Origin of the sequence: Persicobacter diffluens (assembly GCF_036244895.1) — a bacterium.
GTDB lineage: Bacteria > Bacteroidota > Bacteroidia > Cytophagales > Cyclobacteriaceae > Persicobacter > Persicobacter diffluens.
Window position 1 is genome coordinate 301311 of record NZ_BQKE01000005.1, and the last position, 18266, is coordinate 319576.

An 18266-nucleotide genomic window follows, 5' to 3' on the forward strand; every position below is an offset into this window, starting at 1 on the left:
TTTTGTTTTTTATACACTTTATTCAATGGGATTATAGTTGTTAATTAAAAGTTATTATACTCCTCCGGATTAATAGTGAACAGCATCAAAATCATTATCCTAAAACTACTTAATCACGATTTTTTCATTGGGTTAATTTACTCATTAGTCTTCCATAGGTTTTGGATCTTTTATTATTGTTACGGTGGTATTCACTTTTTGGAGATCAATGTTTTTTTTTCCTTTAGGTAGAAATTCTTATATTCATTTCGGTTTAGGCTTCCAAGGCATTTATTCAAAGGATTTGTTATGGATGATGCAGGTTGTTGCTTCCTTTTCGATTACTCTTTCTTTGATTGAATGTCGCAAAAAGGTTTTTAAAGGAGCACCAAGTAAACATTTTGTGGACATGGCTTCACTTCTTTAGCTTGCTGTCTTGCTATTGTTCTGTTGGTAGGCGGAGCTCCAAAAAATTGCCTGACAAATAAACCTTCTTTAAGGGTCCTCCTGTTGCTCAATGTTGCGACTCCTATGGATGGCAGGTATTTACTACTTGAATGGTGGGTGTAATTTTAGTTATCGGGAATTATTTGCCCCATTTGGTAAGCCACCAAAGCGGGTGTCCCACCCACATATTTCACTTTTTTTATAGATCAACTTGAATTATGATATCTTAATTAGGGTTGAATCTAGATATAAGTTGACTAATAGGGCCAGGATCATTTCACAGTTAATAGAATGTAATTGTTTACGGTACACCAAGTAAACATTTTGTGGACATGGCTTCATTTCTTTCATTCCTGTTTTCGCCATCTGGGCAAACGAGCAAAGTTTAATTATCTCACAAACAAATTCCGCTATGTTTTCAACTTATTGACTTTGTTTTTACTAGCCTTACATTTACCTTCTATCAAACGCAATCTTTATCCTCCCTATAAAGAAAAATCGGCTCCAAGCATTTTTTGTTCTTAGATCTCCTGTTGGAGAAGTTAATGAACCAAAAATCTTAGAGGAATTGTGCTTGTTTACTAATTCATTTAATGCATATTATTTAATTTCCCTTTTTTTATTTTTTCTTGATAAGAAATAATACTTCAATTCTGTGATCAATTCTAGTGAGCTATCGAACATGCTACCGGAATTTATCAAGGCTTTATTTGTAGATCGGACGATAAAAAGAATATACTGTTGAATTATCACTCTGATGACTTCTCCACGGGAACAGCATCCATGTCTTTTCGCCAATTGATCAAGGTCGTTCTGTTGAAGTGGAAAGATTTAGGCATTATAGCCAGTCAATACCATTTAATATGTTGGCCTAAGAATATAAACTAGTACTTACTTCTTATAAAAAACGATATTGAATGTGACTCTCCTATTATCTGTTCATTTGCAGCGGTATAAAAAAGACGTGGTATCCCCTTTTTATTGTTTTTTTGACATGCAAAAAAGTCAGAATATAAGTAATAATTTAGTTTGGGATACCTATTTTTTAGTTAATCCATTCATAATCGCTACCCTTTCAATCTGTAATAAAAGTCGATTTAAAAAGGTGACAAAGACCTAAAAAGTCACCCTACTTAGAAAGTTATTGTGTTGCTGATAGTAGAGGCGTATAGGATTGGCTGGCCTTCACATTTTAATTGTTAGAAACGATTTTTTATTATCGGAAATTATTTATCCCATTAGGTAGCCCCCGCGCAAGTACCGTCCACCTACTTCATTTTTTTGATAGATCAGCTCGATTTATGATTTAACTGCTTTTAAATCGAGATGGTAATTGATTAATAAGGGGAAGGGGTTTTTCATAATTAATTGCACGTAATTATTTAATACCCCAAGTAAACATTTTGTGGACATGGTCTCATTCCTTTCGCTCACTGTTTAAAATTGATGGTGACTATATCTTGAATTGTTTGGAAGATTTTGTTTTATATGGTAAATATAGCTTGTATGCTTTCGAATTGCACTTTTTTTGAACGATACACCTTTATGATGAATCCTAAACTCCTTTTGAATTTACATAGTCATAGATTGAGTTGGGCTATTTTAGTGATAAGAATAGGGAATTATTATTTACAAGATATCAAGTAAACATTTTGTGGACATGGTCTCATTCCTTTCACTTGCTCGATTACTTGTGCTTGTAGTGATTCATTCCAAAAAAACAAAGTCATTTAGTACTATTTAATGCATCCGTATTTTGCTTCCAATTAACACTTCCCTTGATGTCTGATTTTTTCTTGATATCCAGGGTTGATTATTTATTATCGGGAATTATTTATCACATTAGGTACCCACAGCGCTAGTAACGCCTACCTACTTCGCTCTTTTGATAGATCAGCTCGAATTATGATTTTAACTGCTTTTAAATCGAGATGGTAATTGATTAATAAGGGGAAGGGGCCTTTCATAATTAATTGCACGTAATTATTTACAGTACCTCAAGTAAACATTTTGTGGACATGACCTCATTTCTTTAGCTCACTGTTTAAAATTGATGGTGACTTTATCTTGTATTGTTGGGGAGGATTTTGTTCTATATGGTAAGTATAGCTTAATTGCTTTCGTATTGCACTTTTTTTTAAAGGATACGCCTTAATGAAAAATAATTCCTAAACTCCTTTTGAATTTAGATTAACATAGATTGAGGTGATCCTTGATAATTTCAGCATTAAGAATAGAGAATTATTATTTGCAAGATATCAAGTAAACATTTTGTGGACATGGTCTCATTCCTTTCACTAGGTGGATTACTTCTACTTGCAGTGATTCCAATACAAAAGCCAAGTCATGTGGTGCTATTTAATGCTTCTGTATTTTACTTCCAATTGGGACTTCAATTGATAACTGTTTTATTCCTTGATTCCAGGGTTGATTTTTTCATCAGGAATTATTTGGCCCATTTAATGAATATAATCGGCTTCCATTTTTCACCTTTTTGAGAGATCCACTTAAATCATAATTTTTAAATTGATATGATTATAGGCTAATTTCAGCCGTAAGAATAGGGTGTTTTTATTTACAGGATATCAAGTAAACATTTTGTGGACATGGGGCCTTTTCTTTAGTTTGCAGGGGGACAATATTATTTTCCGGCATGTAGCCAAATATAATGGGGTCACTTGTTGCTCCCCTATGGGACTTCCTTTGATGGTTACGGAGTTTGATGATTAAGAGATAATAGGAGGCCAATGAAGACGACCATATTTATTCAGAGCAAATAGAACCTTTTGTCTATTTTTTTATTGGCTTTTTTAGCTTCGAATACTTGTACCCATTGCGATGGGCGAAGATGAGCATCCATTTGTTGAAGGAAAAATTAGATGCCTTAAGCTCTCACAAAGGTTAATTGCTCTAAAAGGGGGAAAATCCTACTGAATTCACTTATCGAGTATCTAGACTGTTAAATGAATTCTAAGTGGTTGTTGATCTGACTGTTCCTAATGGGAGCAAAATGTTTTTACGCCATTATATAATGAGGCGAATTAAGTTTTAAACACGGGTACAAATGTTTTTAAACTACCAATGACCAGGCAGGAACGATTTGTGCCTACAAAAAAAACAAATGTCACTTAAATTAAACATGCTTGATTCTATATTCACGATATAGTTGAGAATAGAAGGCTATTTTTTTCTTTGGCTCCAATTTTTTCAACCCATCAAAAATTGCGATCGTCATCATCAGGTAGGATAGGAGGGTAGGGCAGATGGTGTTTTTATTGAAATTTTTAAGATCCATTAAGATGCGCCAGTGCTCTTAGGATTTTTGTCTACATACAATTAAAAATCATGGCAATTGTTCAACCATCCGTTTTTTTAAAACTTCAGTCTGGTAAGTTAACAGGTGATCAAGTCTTAAAATCTCAAAAAAAACTCAAAGACCTGGAAGGGGTTTTCCAGGATGAGCAAATACGTGCGGCTTTGCCGCAAGAGTCTCTTATTTATGAGGTCCAGGCCTTTATGCCCATCGCAGAAGGAAAATCCGGCGGTTTATTCTTTGGCAATTCAACGATCTATCCTGGAAAAATTGGGGCAGAATACCATATGACCAGGGGCCATTTTCATAGTAATTTGGATACGGGAGAGTATTATTGGGGAGTGAAGGGCGAGGGGATTTTGATAATGATGGATGAGGATCGTAATGTGTGGGCTGAGGAGATGTCCGAGGGATCCGTACATTATATTCCGGGGAAAGTAGCGCATCGTGTGGCCAACGTCGGGGAGGAGCTTCTGGTTTTTAATGCATGTTGGCCTTCAGATGCCGGTCACGACTATGCTACGATAGCAGAAAAGGGTTTTGCTGCTCGACTGGTTGAGGTGGATGGGGAACCCAAATTGGTGGACTCATGAGTAGGGTAGTGGCAGTGGACATGGGGGGCACATTGATCAAACTGTCGATAATAAATAATAATCAGCTTGTCCGAGAGAAGGTCTATCCTGCCAATGCGCAGGGGGATTTCGATGGGGTGATGGCACAACTTGAACAGCAACTCTATCAATTAATCCAAGCTGATGGCTGGGAAGTGAAAGATTTACTGGGCATGGGAATAAGCATCCCGGGTATTGTAGATATCAGGCAGAACCGTGTATTATCCATTAATCAAAAGCATGTGGGCGCTACCGATTTTGATTTTAATCAATGGGCGAGAAAAATAGGCCTTGCTTCAATAGTATTGGACAATGATGCTCGGGCTGCACTGGTTGGTGAGCAACAGTTTGGTGCCGGAAAGGGCTATGAGCATGTCAATATGATTACCCTGGGTACGGGCATTGGCGGAGCGGCCATGATTCATGGTCAATTATTATATGGGAAGCATTATCAGGCGGGCTGTCTTGGTGGGCATTTTTCCATTAATTTTAAAGGTGCGCATTGTAATTGCGGAAATATAGGCTGTGTGGAGACCGAAGGAGCTTCCTGGTCTTTGCCGAGGCTTATAAAAAGTCATCCCCAATTTGCCGACTCCACACTAGCCAGTGCTGAGCTTCTGGATTTTTATCATCTTTTTCATGCCTATCGTCAAGGGGATACCGTCGCTAAAATGGTTGCGCATCATTGCCTTGATGCCTGGGCGGCGGGGATCATCAATATGATTCATGCCTATGATCCGGAAGTAGTGGTTGTTGGAGGCGGGGTGATGAAAAGTGGGGATATTATTTTGCCTTACTTGCAAAACAGAATAAAACAACTGGCGTGGACTCCCTGCGCACCGGTAAAGGTGGTAACCGCCGCCTTAGGAAGCATGGCTGGATGCTTGGGGATTAATCATTTACTTCAACAAAAACATCAATTAGCAAATGTCTAATTTTAATTTACAACCTTCTATCAAGGTTAAGCATCAATACTCTTGTCAAAAAGGATGGGCAGAAATCGCCGCCCAACTAGCGGCAGCCTCCGCCAGGGTGTTAGTGGTGGAATGTTATCAGGGAGTTCATGTTGAAAATGTAATTGCGGAAATAGAGGACCATCTGAAGCCGGCCTTATTGATAAATAGCCAGGAAGCAATGCTTGAACCTGCACAAATTCAGCAGATGGTTCAACCTGATGTCACGGATGATCGTGTTTTCGGCTATTTGACCCGCCTAAAGATTTCTGCTTTTTTTGACTCTCAAAAGATTGCGGCACTTCGGGATCAGATTCAGCAGACGGATGGGCTGGTAGTCATCATAGGTTGCGGAGCTACTCTGGTTATGGAGAAATGGGATTTGCTGGTATATGCAGATATGGCCCGATGGGAAATTCAGCAGCGTATGCGCCGACATGAGGTGGACAATCTCGGACTCAAAAACCGCCATATTTCAGATTGGATGCTGCTCTATAAACAAGGTTTTTTTGTGGATTGGCGGGTATTGGACCGGTTGAAGAAGCAACTTTTTGATAAGATTGACTACCTATTGGATACCAATAACCCTGATCAACCCAAAATGGTCAGTTATCAGGCTGTTCTGGAGGGCTACAATCAGGCAATTTCGCAACCCTTTAGTGTGGTACCATTTTTTGATCCGGGACCATGGGGAGGGCAATGGATGAAAGAGGTGTGTGGGCTGGACCGAGCGGAAAAAAATTATGCCTGGTGCTTTAATGGGGTTCCCGAGGAGAATAGCCTATTATTGGATTTAGGTACAGATAAAATTGAGATTCCATCCATCAACCTTGTTTTCCGTCATCCTGAAGCCCTGCTGGGGGCTCCGGTATACGGTCGATTTGGGGATGAATTTCCCATCCGTTTTGATTTTTTGGATACAATGGGAGGTGGTAATCTCAGTTTGCAGGTTCATCCCCTGACCCAATATATCCAACAGGAATTTGGTATGCACTATACGCAGGACGAGAGCTATTACATTATGGATGCTAAGCCTGGGGCACAGGTATATTTAGGCTTGAAAGAAGGAGTAGCGCCGGAGGCCTTTATCGCTGCTTTGCAAAAGGCGCAAAGTGATGGAAGTACCTTTGATGATGAGCAGTTTGTACAAACTTTCCCTGCGAATAAGCATGATCATTTTCTGATTCCCGCGGGAACGGTCCACTGTCAGGGGAAAGATTCCATGGTATTGGAGATTAGCGCCACCCCATATATTTTCACCTTTAAGCTATATGACTGGGGCCGTGTGGGCATGGATGGACGCCCCCGTCCCATTAATATTGCGCATGGACAGGAAGTCATACAGTGGAATCGCACTTCGGACTGGACCAGGAAAAATCTGGTGAATCAGGTGCAGCAAATAGCGGAAGGAGATGGCTGGATAGAGGAAAAAACGGGCTTGCATGCCGCTGAATTTATTGAAACCCGTCGTCATTGGTTTTCCAAAATTACTCATCACCATACCGGGGACTCCGTTCATGTTTTGGCCTTGGTAGAAGGAGAGCAGGCCATCATTGAGTCTCCTCAAGGCCAATTTGATCCCTTTGTTTTAAATTTTGCAGAGGTTGTCATTTTACCGGCAGCATTAGGGGCCTACAGTATTCGTCCTTATGGACCTGCAGAGGGAAAAACGTGTTGTACCATGAAAGCATTTGTTAGAACACAAGCATGAAAAATGTAACTGAAAAATTTGATCCGGGCATTGAGGTGGTGCCCACAGATATGGTCGAGGGTTTTACTTACGGATCTGATCATTTTGGGCCGAAGGTGGAACATCGTTATTTAGATACCATCCGGAAAAGTCTACGTGATCCGAACTGCTCCGGACCTGAAATTGTGTATGCCATTGCTATGGATGTAGGTAAAACCGTGCATTTACCTTTATTAAAAGAGCTACACCTATTATATGGAGCGGTAACATATGCTGCGGGACAATTGGGACAGGAGCCTGTTCGTAGTCAGGGGCATATCCATAAGCGATCCCGCCATGCCAACGGTTGGTCTACTCCGGAAGTCTATGAAATTTGGCAGGGGGAAGCCGTGATTTATATGCAAGAGTATGCGGAGGATCATCCCGGCAGGTGTTTTGCCGTTCACGCAAAGGCCGGCGAGGTGGTGATTGTGCCTCCCTTTTGGGCTCACGCAACCATTTCGGCGAATCCTGAAATGCCGCTTACTTTCGGCGCCTGGTGTGATCGGGATTATGGCTTTGATTATGATGGGGTGCGTGCACACCAGGGGCTCAGTTATTTCCCAATTTGTGATTCCAATAATGGCCAACTCCGGTGGTTGGCTAATCCGAATTATGAAAAGAGTGAACTGATCATAAAGCAATCGCCGCGTCGTTACAGCGAGTTTAATATTGATCCAAAAAAATCGATCTACCAACAGTTTGAGGAGGATCCGGCTCGGTTTAATTTCGTTCCCCGACCGGATAAATATGCCCATCTTTGGGAAAATTTCATTCCCTAAGCGCTGGGGAGCCGTCAAAAGATCGCTGATAGGAAAAGCATGGCTTGTTTGGAGGCATGCTTTTTTTTTAGCTCGGATCACTCATGCTTAACCTGGATTATTCATGATGTAATCCTCCTTTAGCTGCAAGGTGGGAAAAATGAAGGAGTTTTTCCTATTTCGAGTTTTTTCCAACGACAGATGAATGAGGAGAAAGCAAGATTGCCCAAATTTGGGCTATAAAAAAAACAGTTAGCGTGAGGGAAATGAATTGATAATGAGCTATTTTAAGATGGGGACGCTAAATCTAGCGGTGAATAATTCGGGTTAAAGTTAGCTTGTTGCCCCGAAATATGGGCAGTCGATCCTTTCACTATGAATTACAAATATTTCCGATATGAAAATTTAATCCGAATGAATAATCCTTGGATTTAGCCATTCAAACAAATGACTTATTTTTCAGCTTAATAAGGTCCTGTTTTTTTAATTTATTAATGGGCTAAATTTGGCTAAGCTTCCCACAATTTGAGCGATTCGAAAATCAAAATATCAACGTCAAACAAACAACAGAAAGCCGCTTAGGGTGACGTGCTATATCTATTGGTGAATAATTCGTGATATTTTTAAAATCACTTTTTGCATTGGAGTAATTCGTATTTCGACTTTTTTTCGATCAAAAATAGACATTTTATTGTGCTGAGAGACAGTTTTTTGGGGAATGTCACCCGAGGTCCAGGCGGGATACTGCATTGTGGCCAGTCGCTTTCATTGGCTTAATTACTTAATGCAGATGGCATAAGCATTGGTGATAAGTCGGATTTTTTTGTAATATTAAAGTGAGATTAACATTTTTTATTGACCTCATAACTATGGGCAAGCATTTGCTTTGGGAGAAAATTAAATCAGGGGATTCGGCGGCTTATCAGCAGTTGTTTGAAGAGCATGTTCGTTTATTGTATCAATACGGACATAAAATCTGTAAGGAAAGCGCTGTAGTGGAAGACGCCGTTCAGGAAATATTTGTACGAATCTGGGAGAAGCGGGAGCACCTTGGGGAGACTGATAATCCCAAGTTTTATTTAATGGTGGCACTAAAGCGGGAGCTGTATCAGCGCCTGAAAAAACGGGATTACCTGCAGCAGGACCCTCAGGAACATCATTTTGAAGTGGTATTTTCTGTTGAGGAGGCCACCATATTAGCGGAGCATCAGCAGCTAAATCTTCATAAGTTGAAATTAGCCATTCAAGCCCTCCGGCCCCGGCAGCGAGAGCTTATTTATCATCGGTTTTTCATGGGACTTTCCTATGAAGAAACTGCTGAAATCATGCAAATGAATTACCAGTCAGTACGGAACCTGCAGAGTGGTGCCCTGAAGCAATTAAAAAATGACATGGGAGATATCGGATTGATACTGACCTTGATCACCCAAATTTTTTAAAAAAAATAGAGTACATCGCCGGGAATTTATCATTTAGAGTTGAGGGCGATTTTATAAGGAACTATGGCAAAAATTGATAAATACATATACGATACTGATTTTATCGCTTGGGCACTGGGAGATCATAATCTGCAGCCAAAATGGGAGGCCTATCTGCGTCAGTTTCCGGAGGAAAAGAAGACCATGGATCACGCACGTAACTTGCTGCAGGCTGGGCTAAAGGTGCAGGAACCTGAATTTTCTCTGACGGAGAAGGAGCGGTTATGGGCGCGGATTACCACTGACCAAGAGCAAGCCCAATTGTCAAAAAGAAGATCCTGGCCCATGATGCTTGCCGCCAGTGTAACGCTTATTATACTAACGATCGGCCTGTTGAAATTTTTTCTTCCTAAGCAGGAATCAGTGGTGGCTCAGGCCGGGGAACAATTTGAATATACCTTACCCGACGGCTCGGTCGCCATCCTAAATGCGGTATCCAGCATTAAATTTAATCCCGCTTCGTGGACGCAGGACCGTACGCTTCTCCTCGAGGGAGAGGCTTTCTTTGAAGTAAAAAAGGGAAGCCAGTTTAAGGTGCAAACACCCTATGGGGAAGTGACCGTATTGGGAACTTCCTTTAATGTGAACGCTCGTAGTCAGGATTGGGAGGTGAGTTGTTATACCGGAAAGGTAAGGGTTAGCAATGCCCTGGAGGAGGTCATTTTGGTTCCCGGGGAAAAGAGTAGCGGGCGACAAAAATTAGGAAAAAAGGAATTTAACAGATCAGGCCAGCTTCAGCCACAATGGAATCAAGGTTTATTTTCTTTTGATAATCAACCGCTCAGCCAGGTGTTTGCCACTATTGAAAGGCAATACAATATTCAGGTGAGCCTGCCGAAAAAACAGGCTGAACGAAAATTTTCCGGAACCATTACCAATAAAAATTTAAATATGGCGTTGAAGGTGGTATGTGCTCCCATGGCATTGACTTACGAAATCCGTGACCAGCATGTTATCATTCAATAAGTTTTGTGCGCTGCTTTTGGCCTGCCTACCCTTGCTGGCCATGGGCCAACAGCAGTCACGACCACTTTCACAGGTATTAAAGCAATTGGCGCAGGAGCAGGATTTATTTATCGCCTTTGACGAGGCCAGGGTAGCACCTTATCAGGTAAATAGCCCCTCATTTGAAGCGGCTCCATCAGCCCTGCTGCAGCAATGGTTAGCTGCTACCGAGCTCACTTTTCAGCAACTCGAAGCCAAATCTTTTATCATCATTGACCGGAAAGAGGAAAGTATCCCGCACGCTGAGCCTGAAGCACCCAGCGTGAAGCGGCACGCCATTTATGGAACCATCTTAGGGGTTGAAAATTATAAGTTGCCCTTCGCCGTGATTCGTATTCAGGGGACCGATCAGGGGCTGACCTCTGATCCAGATGGTAATTTTCATATCAGGGCGGAATTATCGGATACTTTGGTCTTTACTTATATTGGCTATGAGCCAATGGCCGTGGCGGTGAAAGAGCTACTGCCACATAATCCCAACACGGTTAACCTGGATTTAAATATCCGGCAGTTGGACGCCATTCTTATTTCTTCCATTCAAAATAATCCGGCTTTGTTACCCACGCTTCCCGGACAGTATGCGCAAAAATTGAGCCCAGTAGCAAATACTGCCAATGGCAAAAGCAATGCCTTTTACGCTTTGCAGTTTATGCCTGGAGTCAATAGCAACGGCCTTTCGAGTAATTTGCAAGTCAGAGGAGGGAGCAGCGGGCAAACCAAAATATCCATTGACCGACAGCAGGTCTTTTTGCCGGATCATTATTATGGAATTTTCAATGTGATCAATCCGGTGGCGACTCAAGATATTACCCTTTATAAAGGGACTTATGACGTAAGCAGGGGACAGAGTGTGGCGGGTTTATTGGAAGTAAACACGAAAAACGATTTTTTCAGTCAGCAACAAGTGGGCCTTTCCGCTCATCTGTTAGGACTTAATGCAGACCTTGCCATTCCCCTTATTAAAGACAAATGGTACGTTTTTGGCGCTTTGAGGCAATCATTTACCCCTTTTGCGGAATGGTATCTAAGCCGATTCGGAAATGAGCAACCGGAGGCCATAGATTTTCCGGAAAAAGGGACCGTTATCAATCAAAAAGTGCAGCCCGACATCCACTTTGGTGACCTTTATTTTAAATCTGCACTTCGACTGGCTGGAAATAGCTTATTGGAGTTCAGTGGGCTTAGCACCTGGGACCACTATGACCATCGTCTTTACTTACGCAGCAAGAGGAATCGACCCATTCAGAATCGTCCTTTTTGGACTATTGAGCAAAATGAAAGCAGGCAGTGGTCCAATAAATCCGCTGGCATAAATTTCACCAAATGGTGGTCATCGGAAAGTCAATTGGAGGTCTTTTCGAATTGGTCTAATGGCGCCAATAGCGTTTTTAAGCATCGCGATTTTAATGATGGCGACTCCATCAAAATTGCTGAACAGCATGAACAGCAACTCAAAACTGCCTATGGAGGAGCGATTATCCGTCATGGTGACTGGAAAGCAGGCTTTGATTTGACCAATTATAAGCTGAGCGTAGCGAATAAAGACACCAGCATGGAACAAAGCAGTTCTCTTGCCAATATTTATGGAGCTTACCTCAAAAAATGGTCCTGGCTTAAAGTGGAATTAGGGATGAATGGGCTTTATTATCCATCGGATGGCTGGTTGTTTTCTCCTCGATTACAAGTGGTGACCTCAGGAAGCGGGGGAACAAATTTTAAATTGGGAATGGGACGTTATTATCAATTTTTTCACCAAATCACCGATCCGCTAAGTACGCAATTTCGATGGCGACTCACAGATCCTGACCAATTGCCCACCATGGTTTCGGATCAATTGAGTGTGGGCTTGCAGCATTTTACCGGCAGGCTTACCGTGGATGCAGAATATTATGCCAAATATAATCGTAATGACCTTTCTGTATTGGCGATGAGAACTTCCTTGCCGATGCGTTTCTATATTGCAGATGGTCTGACACAAGGGGTAGATACATATATGAATTATCAGGTGAAACCATGGGGTGTTTTTTTGGCATATGCCTACAACCATTACCATTTAAAATTTCATCGTGGTCTGGAGGAAATTCGGAATAGTCATATTGCGCAGTTTGCATTGGTTTTTGAAAAAGGAAACTGGCAAATAGGCAGTACCTGGATTGGGAAAATTATTGCTTATAATTTTGAAAATTTTGTAACAGAGGAGGAGGTCGCCAAGCGGGAGGAAATATATAATATCCCTTTTTATCATAGAATGGATGTTTCGGTGGCTTACCATTGGCAGATCGGATCGCAGCAACAACTGGAATTGGCACTCAACATTTATGATTTTTATAATCAAAAAAATATTCAGGAACGTTCAGTGGATCAGCTGCCTATCTCCAAAATATTTAGTCAGGAATATTTAATGACCGATGTAACCCAAATGGGTTTCTTTCCGAATCTTTCGCTGACCTGGCGCTATGCTAAATAATCCTGTTCACTTTTTTTGACATGCCAGTGGCGACCGTCTTAGCCCGGATTATTCATTAGAAAATCCTCGTTTAGCTGCTTAGCGAGCAAAATGAAGGAATTTATCCTATTTCATTTTTTTCCAACGAAGTAGAGGAATGAGGAGAAAGCAAATTGGCCCCAATTTGGGCTATTATAATTCAAAAAAATAAGTTTGAAGGAGTTGAAAATAAGTCACTTACCATTGATTTATAAATATAGCGCTGAATAATTCGGTTTAAGATAAAGCACTTAAGTTGACTTACTTAATTTTGCGGAGCATAATTGGGGATGAACTACACGTAAATTTGAGTTTGAGCATTGATTTCTTAATCTGTTGGGGAATAATTCGGACTACGTGCGTGTTTAAAAACCAAAATTCGTAGGGTAAATTTGATTATTGCAGAAGCGATACCCGATTATTTTGAGCGAATAGCATCCCTATTGTTGAGAAATTATTCATAAATGCTTCCAATAATTCGACTTTGTAGCCGGATGGTGTACTTTTAAATACGCTCCAAAGCCTTCCGCATTATAAAGAAAGGGGCTTTTATCGATCAGCGGAGAAAGAGGGATAATGATCTTTTAAAATACAGACAGAAAAAATAACCGTTACAAATACTTGAAAATAAGCTAATTATATCGTTTGGAAAATTTATATGATTTTTTTTCAAAAATTTTGAGTACATCAATACCCCTTTAGCATTTACTGTATAGAAGTTGAAAGTGGTGCACCTTTCGAAATAAAGAAAAAATTGAATTTTAGACCTTAATCTATACAGTAATGAAAATTCTTCTTAAAACCTTGTTTATCCTTTCTTTGTCCACTTATCTGTGGAGCTGTAATCAGCAGGATGCCGCTGAATTGAATATGAGTAGTAATATTCAGGAAGATCAGGCCGTTTTGGATCATATTGTACTCACCAATGATCTGGAAAACGGACGTGATGAGGATGAATCTCGTGAAGCCAATTATTATGAGGGCAATACCATGCGTCTTAGTCTTAAAGAACGCATGCAGGCGCGATTTCGTGGACGCTTTCGCCCGGTCGGTTTTTATGATTGTGCCGAGCGCACCGTAGAGGAAATGGAGCAAGGAAAAATTGTTACCCTTTACTATGACCTGGGAGAATGCACCGATGTAGATCGCAATTTCTCCGGGAAAATCATTGATAAAATTTCCTGGACCACCAATAGTCGGGCGCATGAAATTACCTTTGAAAATTTCGGTCGGGAGGGCGTCATTAAAAATGGTCAACGCCACAGAACTTTTATGGTAGAAGGAGTAAATATTTCTCTTGAAAGCGGGATGAGCTACGATTCATGGACGGGCACTTTGAAGGAAGAATTATCGATTGCGTTTCCTGCTTCCGAAGATCAGGAGGCGGTTTCTGAAACCATTATGACGGACTTTACCGTAGAGGGTGACGGACAGGGACGCTTTAGAAGCGGAGCGTTAAGTTACTCCAATTCACTGGGTGCAGATTTTAGTATTAAAATTTTAGAGCCTTTATATTTTACCCGTCAATGTGAGGATGCCGTTCGATTTCCATTGCAAGGGGTGGAAGAGGTAACGACTAGAAATGGGACTTTTACCATCAACTATGGAGATGGCTCCTGCGATACTTTTGTAGAGATCACCAAAGATGGCGTGATCACAGAAGTGGACTTGAAAGAAGTGATCCTTAGTGGAAAAATTGGTCCCCGGGCCATCAGACAGGTACGTCGGGCGCGCTAATCCTTATTGAATAATGCATGCTTACCTCCTCGTTCAGTTGCCAAAGGAAAATTGCAGGAATAGCCCTCTGGTTCGAATAATGTTCCGCCAAACGGCTGAATGAGGAGAAAGCATGTTTTACAATTTGTGCCATTTATAAGCCGGAATAATCCGGCTTAAATCCAACCCAAAAAAGCACTGGTTTAGGTTTGTTGCCTCCCTGATCAACAGGTTTTTATCCTATTACTTAATTCGATGTAGTTTGTAGGGGAAAGTTTTGCCGGACAACCACTGCGGGACATAGATATTGCCATCATCATCAACGGCCACATCGTGAGGATTCAAGAAAGTTGTATAATCACTTTCGATATAAAATTGCGCTTTATCCAAACGGCTTTTTTCCATATTCATACCCGGTGCACTGATGACCTGATTTTTCTTGTTCAGGATCAGTATTCCGCCGTCATAAACAAACCAGTCTTTTGTGACAATCACTGCAAAATATAACAGCTCTCCTTTGATGACAGGGCGGCAAATCCAGCAGTCCGGTAGATGTACCTTTTGTTTGATTTCTCCTGATAGATGGCAAATATAGAATGACTGTTCTCCACGTGAGGTTACAAGCAATCGGGGCTCCTCAAAGCGATAATCAATCGCTATTCCATGTGGGGAATCAAAAACCTCTTTGCCACCAAAAACATTAAGGATATCCCCCGCAGCATTATAATGGGTAATATATCCTTCGCCATAACCATCGGCTACATACAAATCACCATTAGGGGCAACCGTCGTTTCGGTGGGCTTCCATTGTTCCAATGAACGGTAAGTCCCCCAACCGATCGGCGCAATAAACTCTTGAATAATATTTCCTGAAAGGTCAGATTTAATGACCCGGTGCCCTTGTTCCGCATCGGTAACATAAATGAACTCCTGTTCGTTTTCTTGGGAAATCGTAAGCCCGTGGGCGGTTTTCATTCCGAAAGTGAAAGTGCGAATAATCCTTCCGTCAGCTTCAAAGATGACAATGTTATTTTTGGGCTCGGTATTCACCAAAATGATTTGTCCTGCTCGGTTAATAACCATTTCATGACAATGATGGACATTCAAATCCGGATGGTGCTTTTCCGCCCAGTCTTTTTCAATAGCATAGGAAAAATCTCCGGAGGTGATCATGTTAGATTGCTTCATTTTATTTTTCTGAAAATGATGAAAAATCGCTATCGATAGGATTGATGGTTCCTGTGATAAATGAGGAAGCCTCAGTGCAAGGAAATTGAATGGCACCGCAATGTTCTTCAGGCTTACCAAAGTGCTTCTTAGATGTTTTTTGTATGACCAACTTCCATTGTTCAGTCAGGCGGCCGTCTTCATTAATCAAAATACCAAACTGACCGGCCTGCTCCTGAATTGCATTTTTGGTTTTAAAAATTTCTCCTTCAGGCTGTTGCACGCAAATCCGCTGGCCTTACCAAAAGCTTCTGGCTTGTGGATGGTATCGGTAAGCAGGTTATCCTTAAAATTCCAATTTGCAGCCGGATGCTGCGCTTGTAAATATGCTCTAAAAACTTTTAAACTTCCTTTAGTAAATAACCGGTAATTTCTAACCCGAATTATTGACCGTCAGATTCAGTAAGTCGACTTAACTAATTTATTATCAATTCATTATTTTAATCACTACTGATTTTTATACAGCCCAAATTTGGGCAGCCTTGCTTTCTCCTCATTCATCTGCTTTTTTGGAAAAAACTCGAAATAAGAAAAATTCCTTCATTTTTCCTGCCTCGCAGCTAAAGGAGGATTGAAGTATGAATAATCCGGACAAACCCAAAACACCCACACCGCCAGAGGTGACAGCGGTTTTATTTTTCATATCGTACAGTTGAACCATTCAAACCATTCAAATTGCTTTTTGATCAATGTTCAAATTCACCCCCGGAATGAAGGTTAATATTAGGTCTTTTTGGGGGACAAATCTGCTTTTTTGCTTTCAGTCAGCCCTCCGGTCAATTGTAAAAGGTTTCAGTCGTTTTGCCGAATCGCTTTTGGAGCATATTTTTTTCGGAAAGTCTGACGAAACTCCTGTGGGCTCATGCCCTTTATGTTTTTAAAAACCCGGTTAAAATAGCTCAGATTTTGAAAGCCTATTTCGTAGCAAATACTGCTGATGGATTGTTCACCGTATTGCAACATTTCGCAGGCTACGGCGATGCGGGACTCATTAATAAAAGAGGAGAAAGTGAAGCCTGTATTTTTTTTGAAAAAGTGAGCAAAAGCGGAAGCAGACATACAAAGGTGGTCGGCCACATCATTCAGGTGAATCTCAGTCTTGAAGTTTTCGTGGATGTAGCGATAAGCAGTTTTTACGCGATGATCATTGCGTTCATTACCACTTATAAAAGCAGCGGTGCAGAGCTGGCGATAGTGCTGCTCATCCGCCAGTAGGTGGAGCAATTGCAGGAAAGCAAGGTAGCCCTCCATGGTATCGACCGATTTCATTTTTCGCAATAAAACAGGGATTTGGTCAACGATGTGGGCTTCAAACTCGATTCCTTTTTGGCTATCCACTAATAGCTTTTTGATTTTTTGTCCAGCGGGTTGTTCCAATATTGGTTCTAGGCTATTGGCTGTAAAATGGACCACCGTCAATAATATTTTTTCATGTTTACTATTGATATAGGCCTCATCATTTTGCCACTGATGCGGAAGATTCGGACCAATCAAAGCCAGGTCATTTTCATGAAAAGGGTCGATAGAATTACCTATTAGGCGGGTTCCATAGCTGTTTTGGGTAAATGTTAGTTCGTAAGCATCATGCTGATGAAGGGGATAATCCACATAGGGAATTTCGAAATTCCGGATCATATAGGGCTGGTGTTCAGCCAAAGGTACCTTATCAAAAATCATAGTTAGATCCAAAAGAAAAATTCAATATAGTATTATAAATGTAGCGATTTTGTAGAAGATCTGAACCGCTTTTCTGCTCAATTTTGAAGCATCAAATAAATCAACCCAAACCAATAAACCGCATGGAACAAATACTGACTAACTTTTCAGCAACAGAAGTAAAGAATTACCACGATCATGGTTACGTTTTGCATAACCGACCATTATTTTCTGCAGAAGAATTCAACCGCCTGCATGGAATTATGGAAGAGCATTTGGCAGATCGTGGCAATAAGCGTCCCGATGAGTTGGATACCCCGCATTTCCACGACCCGCGCCTGTTGGATTTTTTGCTTTCAGATACTGTTCTTGATAAAGTGGAACAATTGATCGGTCCAAATATCGGGCTGTGGTCAAGCCATTTTATTTGTAAAGAACCTAAAACGGGCCGCCGTACGCCATGGCATGAGGATTCTGCTTACTGGGAAGGCCGATTCGATCAGTTCGATGGGATTGTGACCGTATGGCTCGCATTGGATCGTTCCTTTCAGGGAAATGGCTGTATGGGGGTAATTCCGGGAACACATGCCCATGGTTTCTCGGAATATGAAAAAGTGGACAATACCACGAATGTGTTCGAAGAAGAAATTCCGCTATCTAAACAGGAGCTTGAGAAAGTCGTCTGGTTTGAATTAGGACAAAACGAATGTTCCTTCCATGACAGTCGCATAATTCATGGTGCCAATGCCAACACCTCAGATTTTCGAAGATGCGGTTATACCATGCGTTATTTTAGTCTGGATTTAGCCTATAACCATGATCACCCAAAAGCGGAGGGGCATAAAATGTGGCATTGCAGAGGTGAAAACAAAGGAAATAATCCACTGATATACAAATAATTTTTTT

The 18266-nt window shown here is 41.1% G+C and carries 12 protein-coding genes; 9 read left to right on the plus strand and 3 right to left on the minus strand.

What is annotated here, in order from left to right; translation table 11 throughout:
- The first annotated feature begins 3771 nt into the window (after positions 1-3771).
- The 8 genes from AAA970_RS24360 to AAA970_RS24395 all read left to right on the plus strand — a co-directional run bounded on the left by AAA970_RS24360 (position 3772) and on the right by AAA970_RS24395 (position 14498).
- The gene (locus tag AAA970_RS24360; protein WP_338239509.1) at positions 3772-4332 is read left to right on the plus strand and encodes a glucose-6-phosphate isomerase family protein; all 561 of its coding nucleotides are present in this window, start codon (positions 3772-3774) and stop codon (positions 4330-4332) included.
- The gene (locus AAA970_RS24365; protein ID WP_338239510.1) at positions 4329-5285 is read left to right on the plus strand and encodes an ROK family protein; all 957 of its coding nucleotides are present in this window, start codon (positions 4329-4331) and stop codon (positions 5283-5285) included. The genes AAA970_RS24360 and AAA970_RS24365 overlap by 4 nt, the downstream gene beginning before the upstream one ends.
- Positions 5278-7014 (plus strand): class I mannose-6-phosphate isomerase, encoded by a 1737-nt coding sequence (locus AAA970_RS24370; RefSeq protein WP_338239511.1) that lies wholly within the window; start codon positions 5278-5280, stop codon positions 7012-7014. Before AAA970_RS24365 ends, AAA970_RS24370 begins: the two co-directional genes overlap by 8 nt.
- Positions 7011-7814 carry a glucose-6-phosphate isomerase family protein gene (locus AAA970_RS24375; RefSeq protein ID WP_338239512.1) on the plus strand — a complete coding sequence of 268 codons (804 nt, stop codon included), beginning with the start codon at positions 7011-7013 and terminating at the stop codon, positions 7812-7814. The genes AAA970_RS24370 and AAA970_RS24375 overlap by 4 nt, the downstream gene beginning before the upstream one ends.
- Positions 7815-8662: 848 nt before the next feature.
- Complete coding sequence (locus tag AAA970_RS24380) at positions 8663-9232, plus strand: RNA polymerase sigma factor (protein ID WP_338239513.1); 570 nt, start codon at positions 8663-8665, stop codon at positions 9230-9232.
- Positions 9233-9295: 63 nt separating this feature from the next.
- Positions 9296-10237 carry a FecR family protein gene (locus tag AAA970_RS24385; RefSeq protein WP_338239514.1) on the plus strand — a complete coding sequence of 314 codons (942 nt, stop codon included), beginning with the start codon at positions 9296-9298 and terminating at the stop codon, positions 10235-10237.
- Positions 10221-12743, plus strand: coding sequence for a TonB-dependent receptor plug domain-containing protein (locus tag AAA970_RS24390; protein WP_338239515.1), 2523 nt, complete (start codon positions 10221-10223; stop codon positions 12741-12743). The genes AAA970_RS24385 and AAA970_RS24390 overlap by 17 nt, the downstream gene beginning before the upstream one ends.
- A gap of 801 nt (positions 12744-13544) precedes the next feature.
- Positions 13545-14498: a hypothetical protein gene (locus AAA970_RS24395; RefSeq protein WP_338239516.1), complete on the plus strand. Its 954-nt coding sequence runs from the start codon at positions 13545-13547 to the stop codon at positions 14496-14498.
- Between the two features lie 222 nt (positions 14499-14720).
- On the opposite strand, the gene AAA970_RS24400 is transcribed toward AAA970_RS24395, so the two are convergent.
- The 3 genes from AAA970_RS24400 to AAA970_RS24410 all read right to left on the minus strand — a co-directional run bounded on the left by AAA970_RS24400 (position 14721) and on the right by AAA970_RS24410 (position 17381).
- Positions 14721-15665, minus strand: a complete 945-nt coding sequence (locus tag AAA970_RS24400; RefSeq protein ID WP_338239517.1) for an NHL repeat-containing protein — start codon at positions 15663-15665, stop codon at positions 14721-14723.
- Position 15666: 1 nt separating this feature from the next.
- Positions 15667-15927, minus strand: a complete 261-nt coding sequence (locus AAA970_RS24405; protein WP_338239518.1) for an SDR family oxidoreductase — start codon at positions 15925-15927, stop codon at positions 15667-15669.
- Between the two features lie 569 nt (positions 15928-16496).
- A complete protein-coding gene (locus AAA970_RS24410; RefSeq protein ID WP_338239519.1) occupies positions 16497-17381 on the minus strand; it encodes an AraC family transcriptional regulator in 885 nt (294 codons plus the stop codon).
- Between the two features lie 122 nt (positions 17382-17503).
- Between AAA970_RS24410 and AAA970_RS24415 the strand changes: the two genes are divergently transcribed.
- The gene (locus AAA970_RS24415; protein WP_338239521.1) at positions 17504-18259 is read left to right on the plus strand and encodes a phytanoyl-CoA dioxygenase family protein; all 756 of its coding nucleotides are present in this window, start codon (positions 17504-17506) and stop codon (positions 18257-18259) included.
- Positions 18260-18266 lie beyond the last annotated feature (7 nt).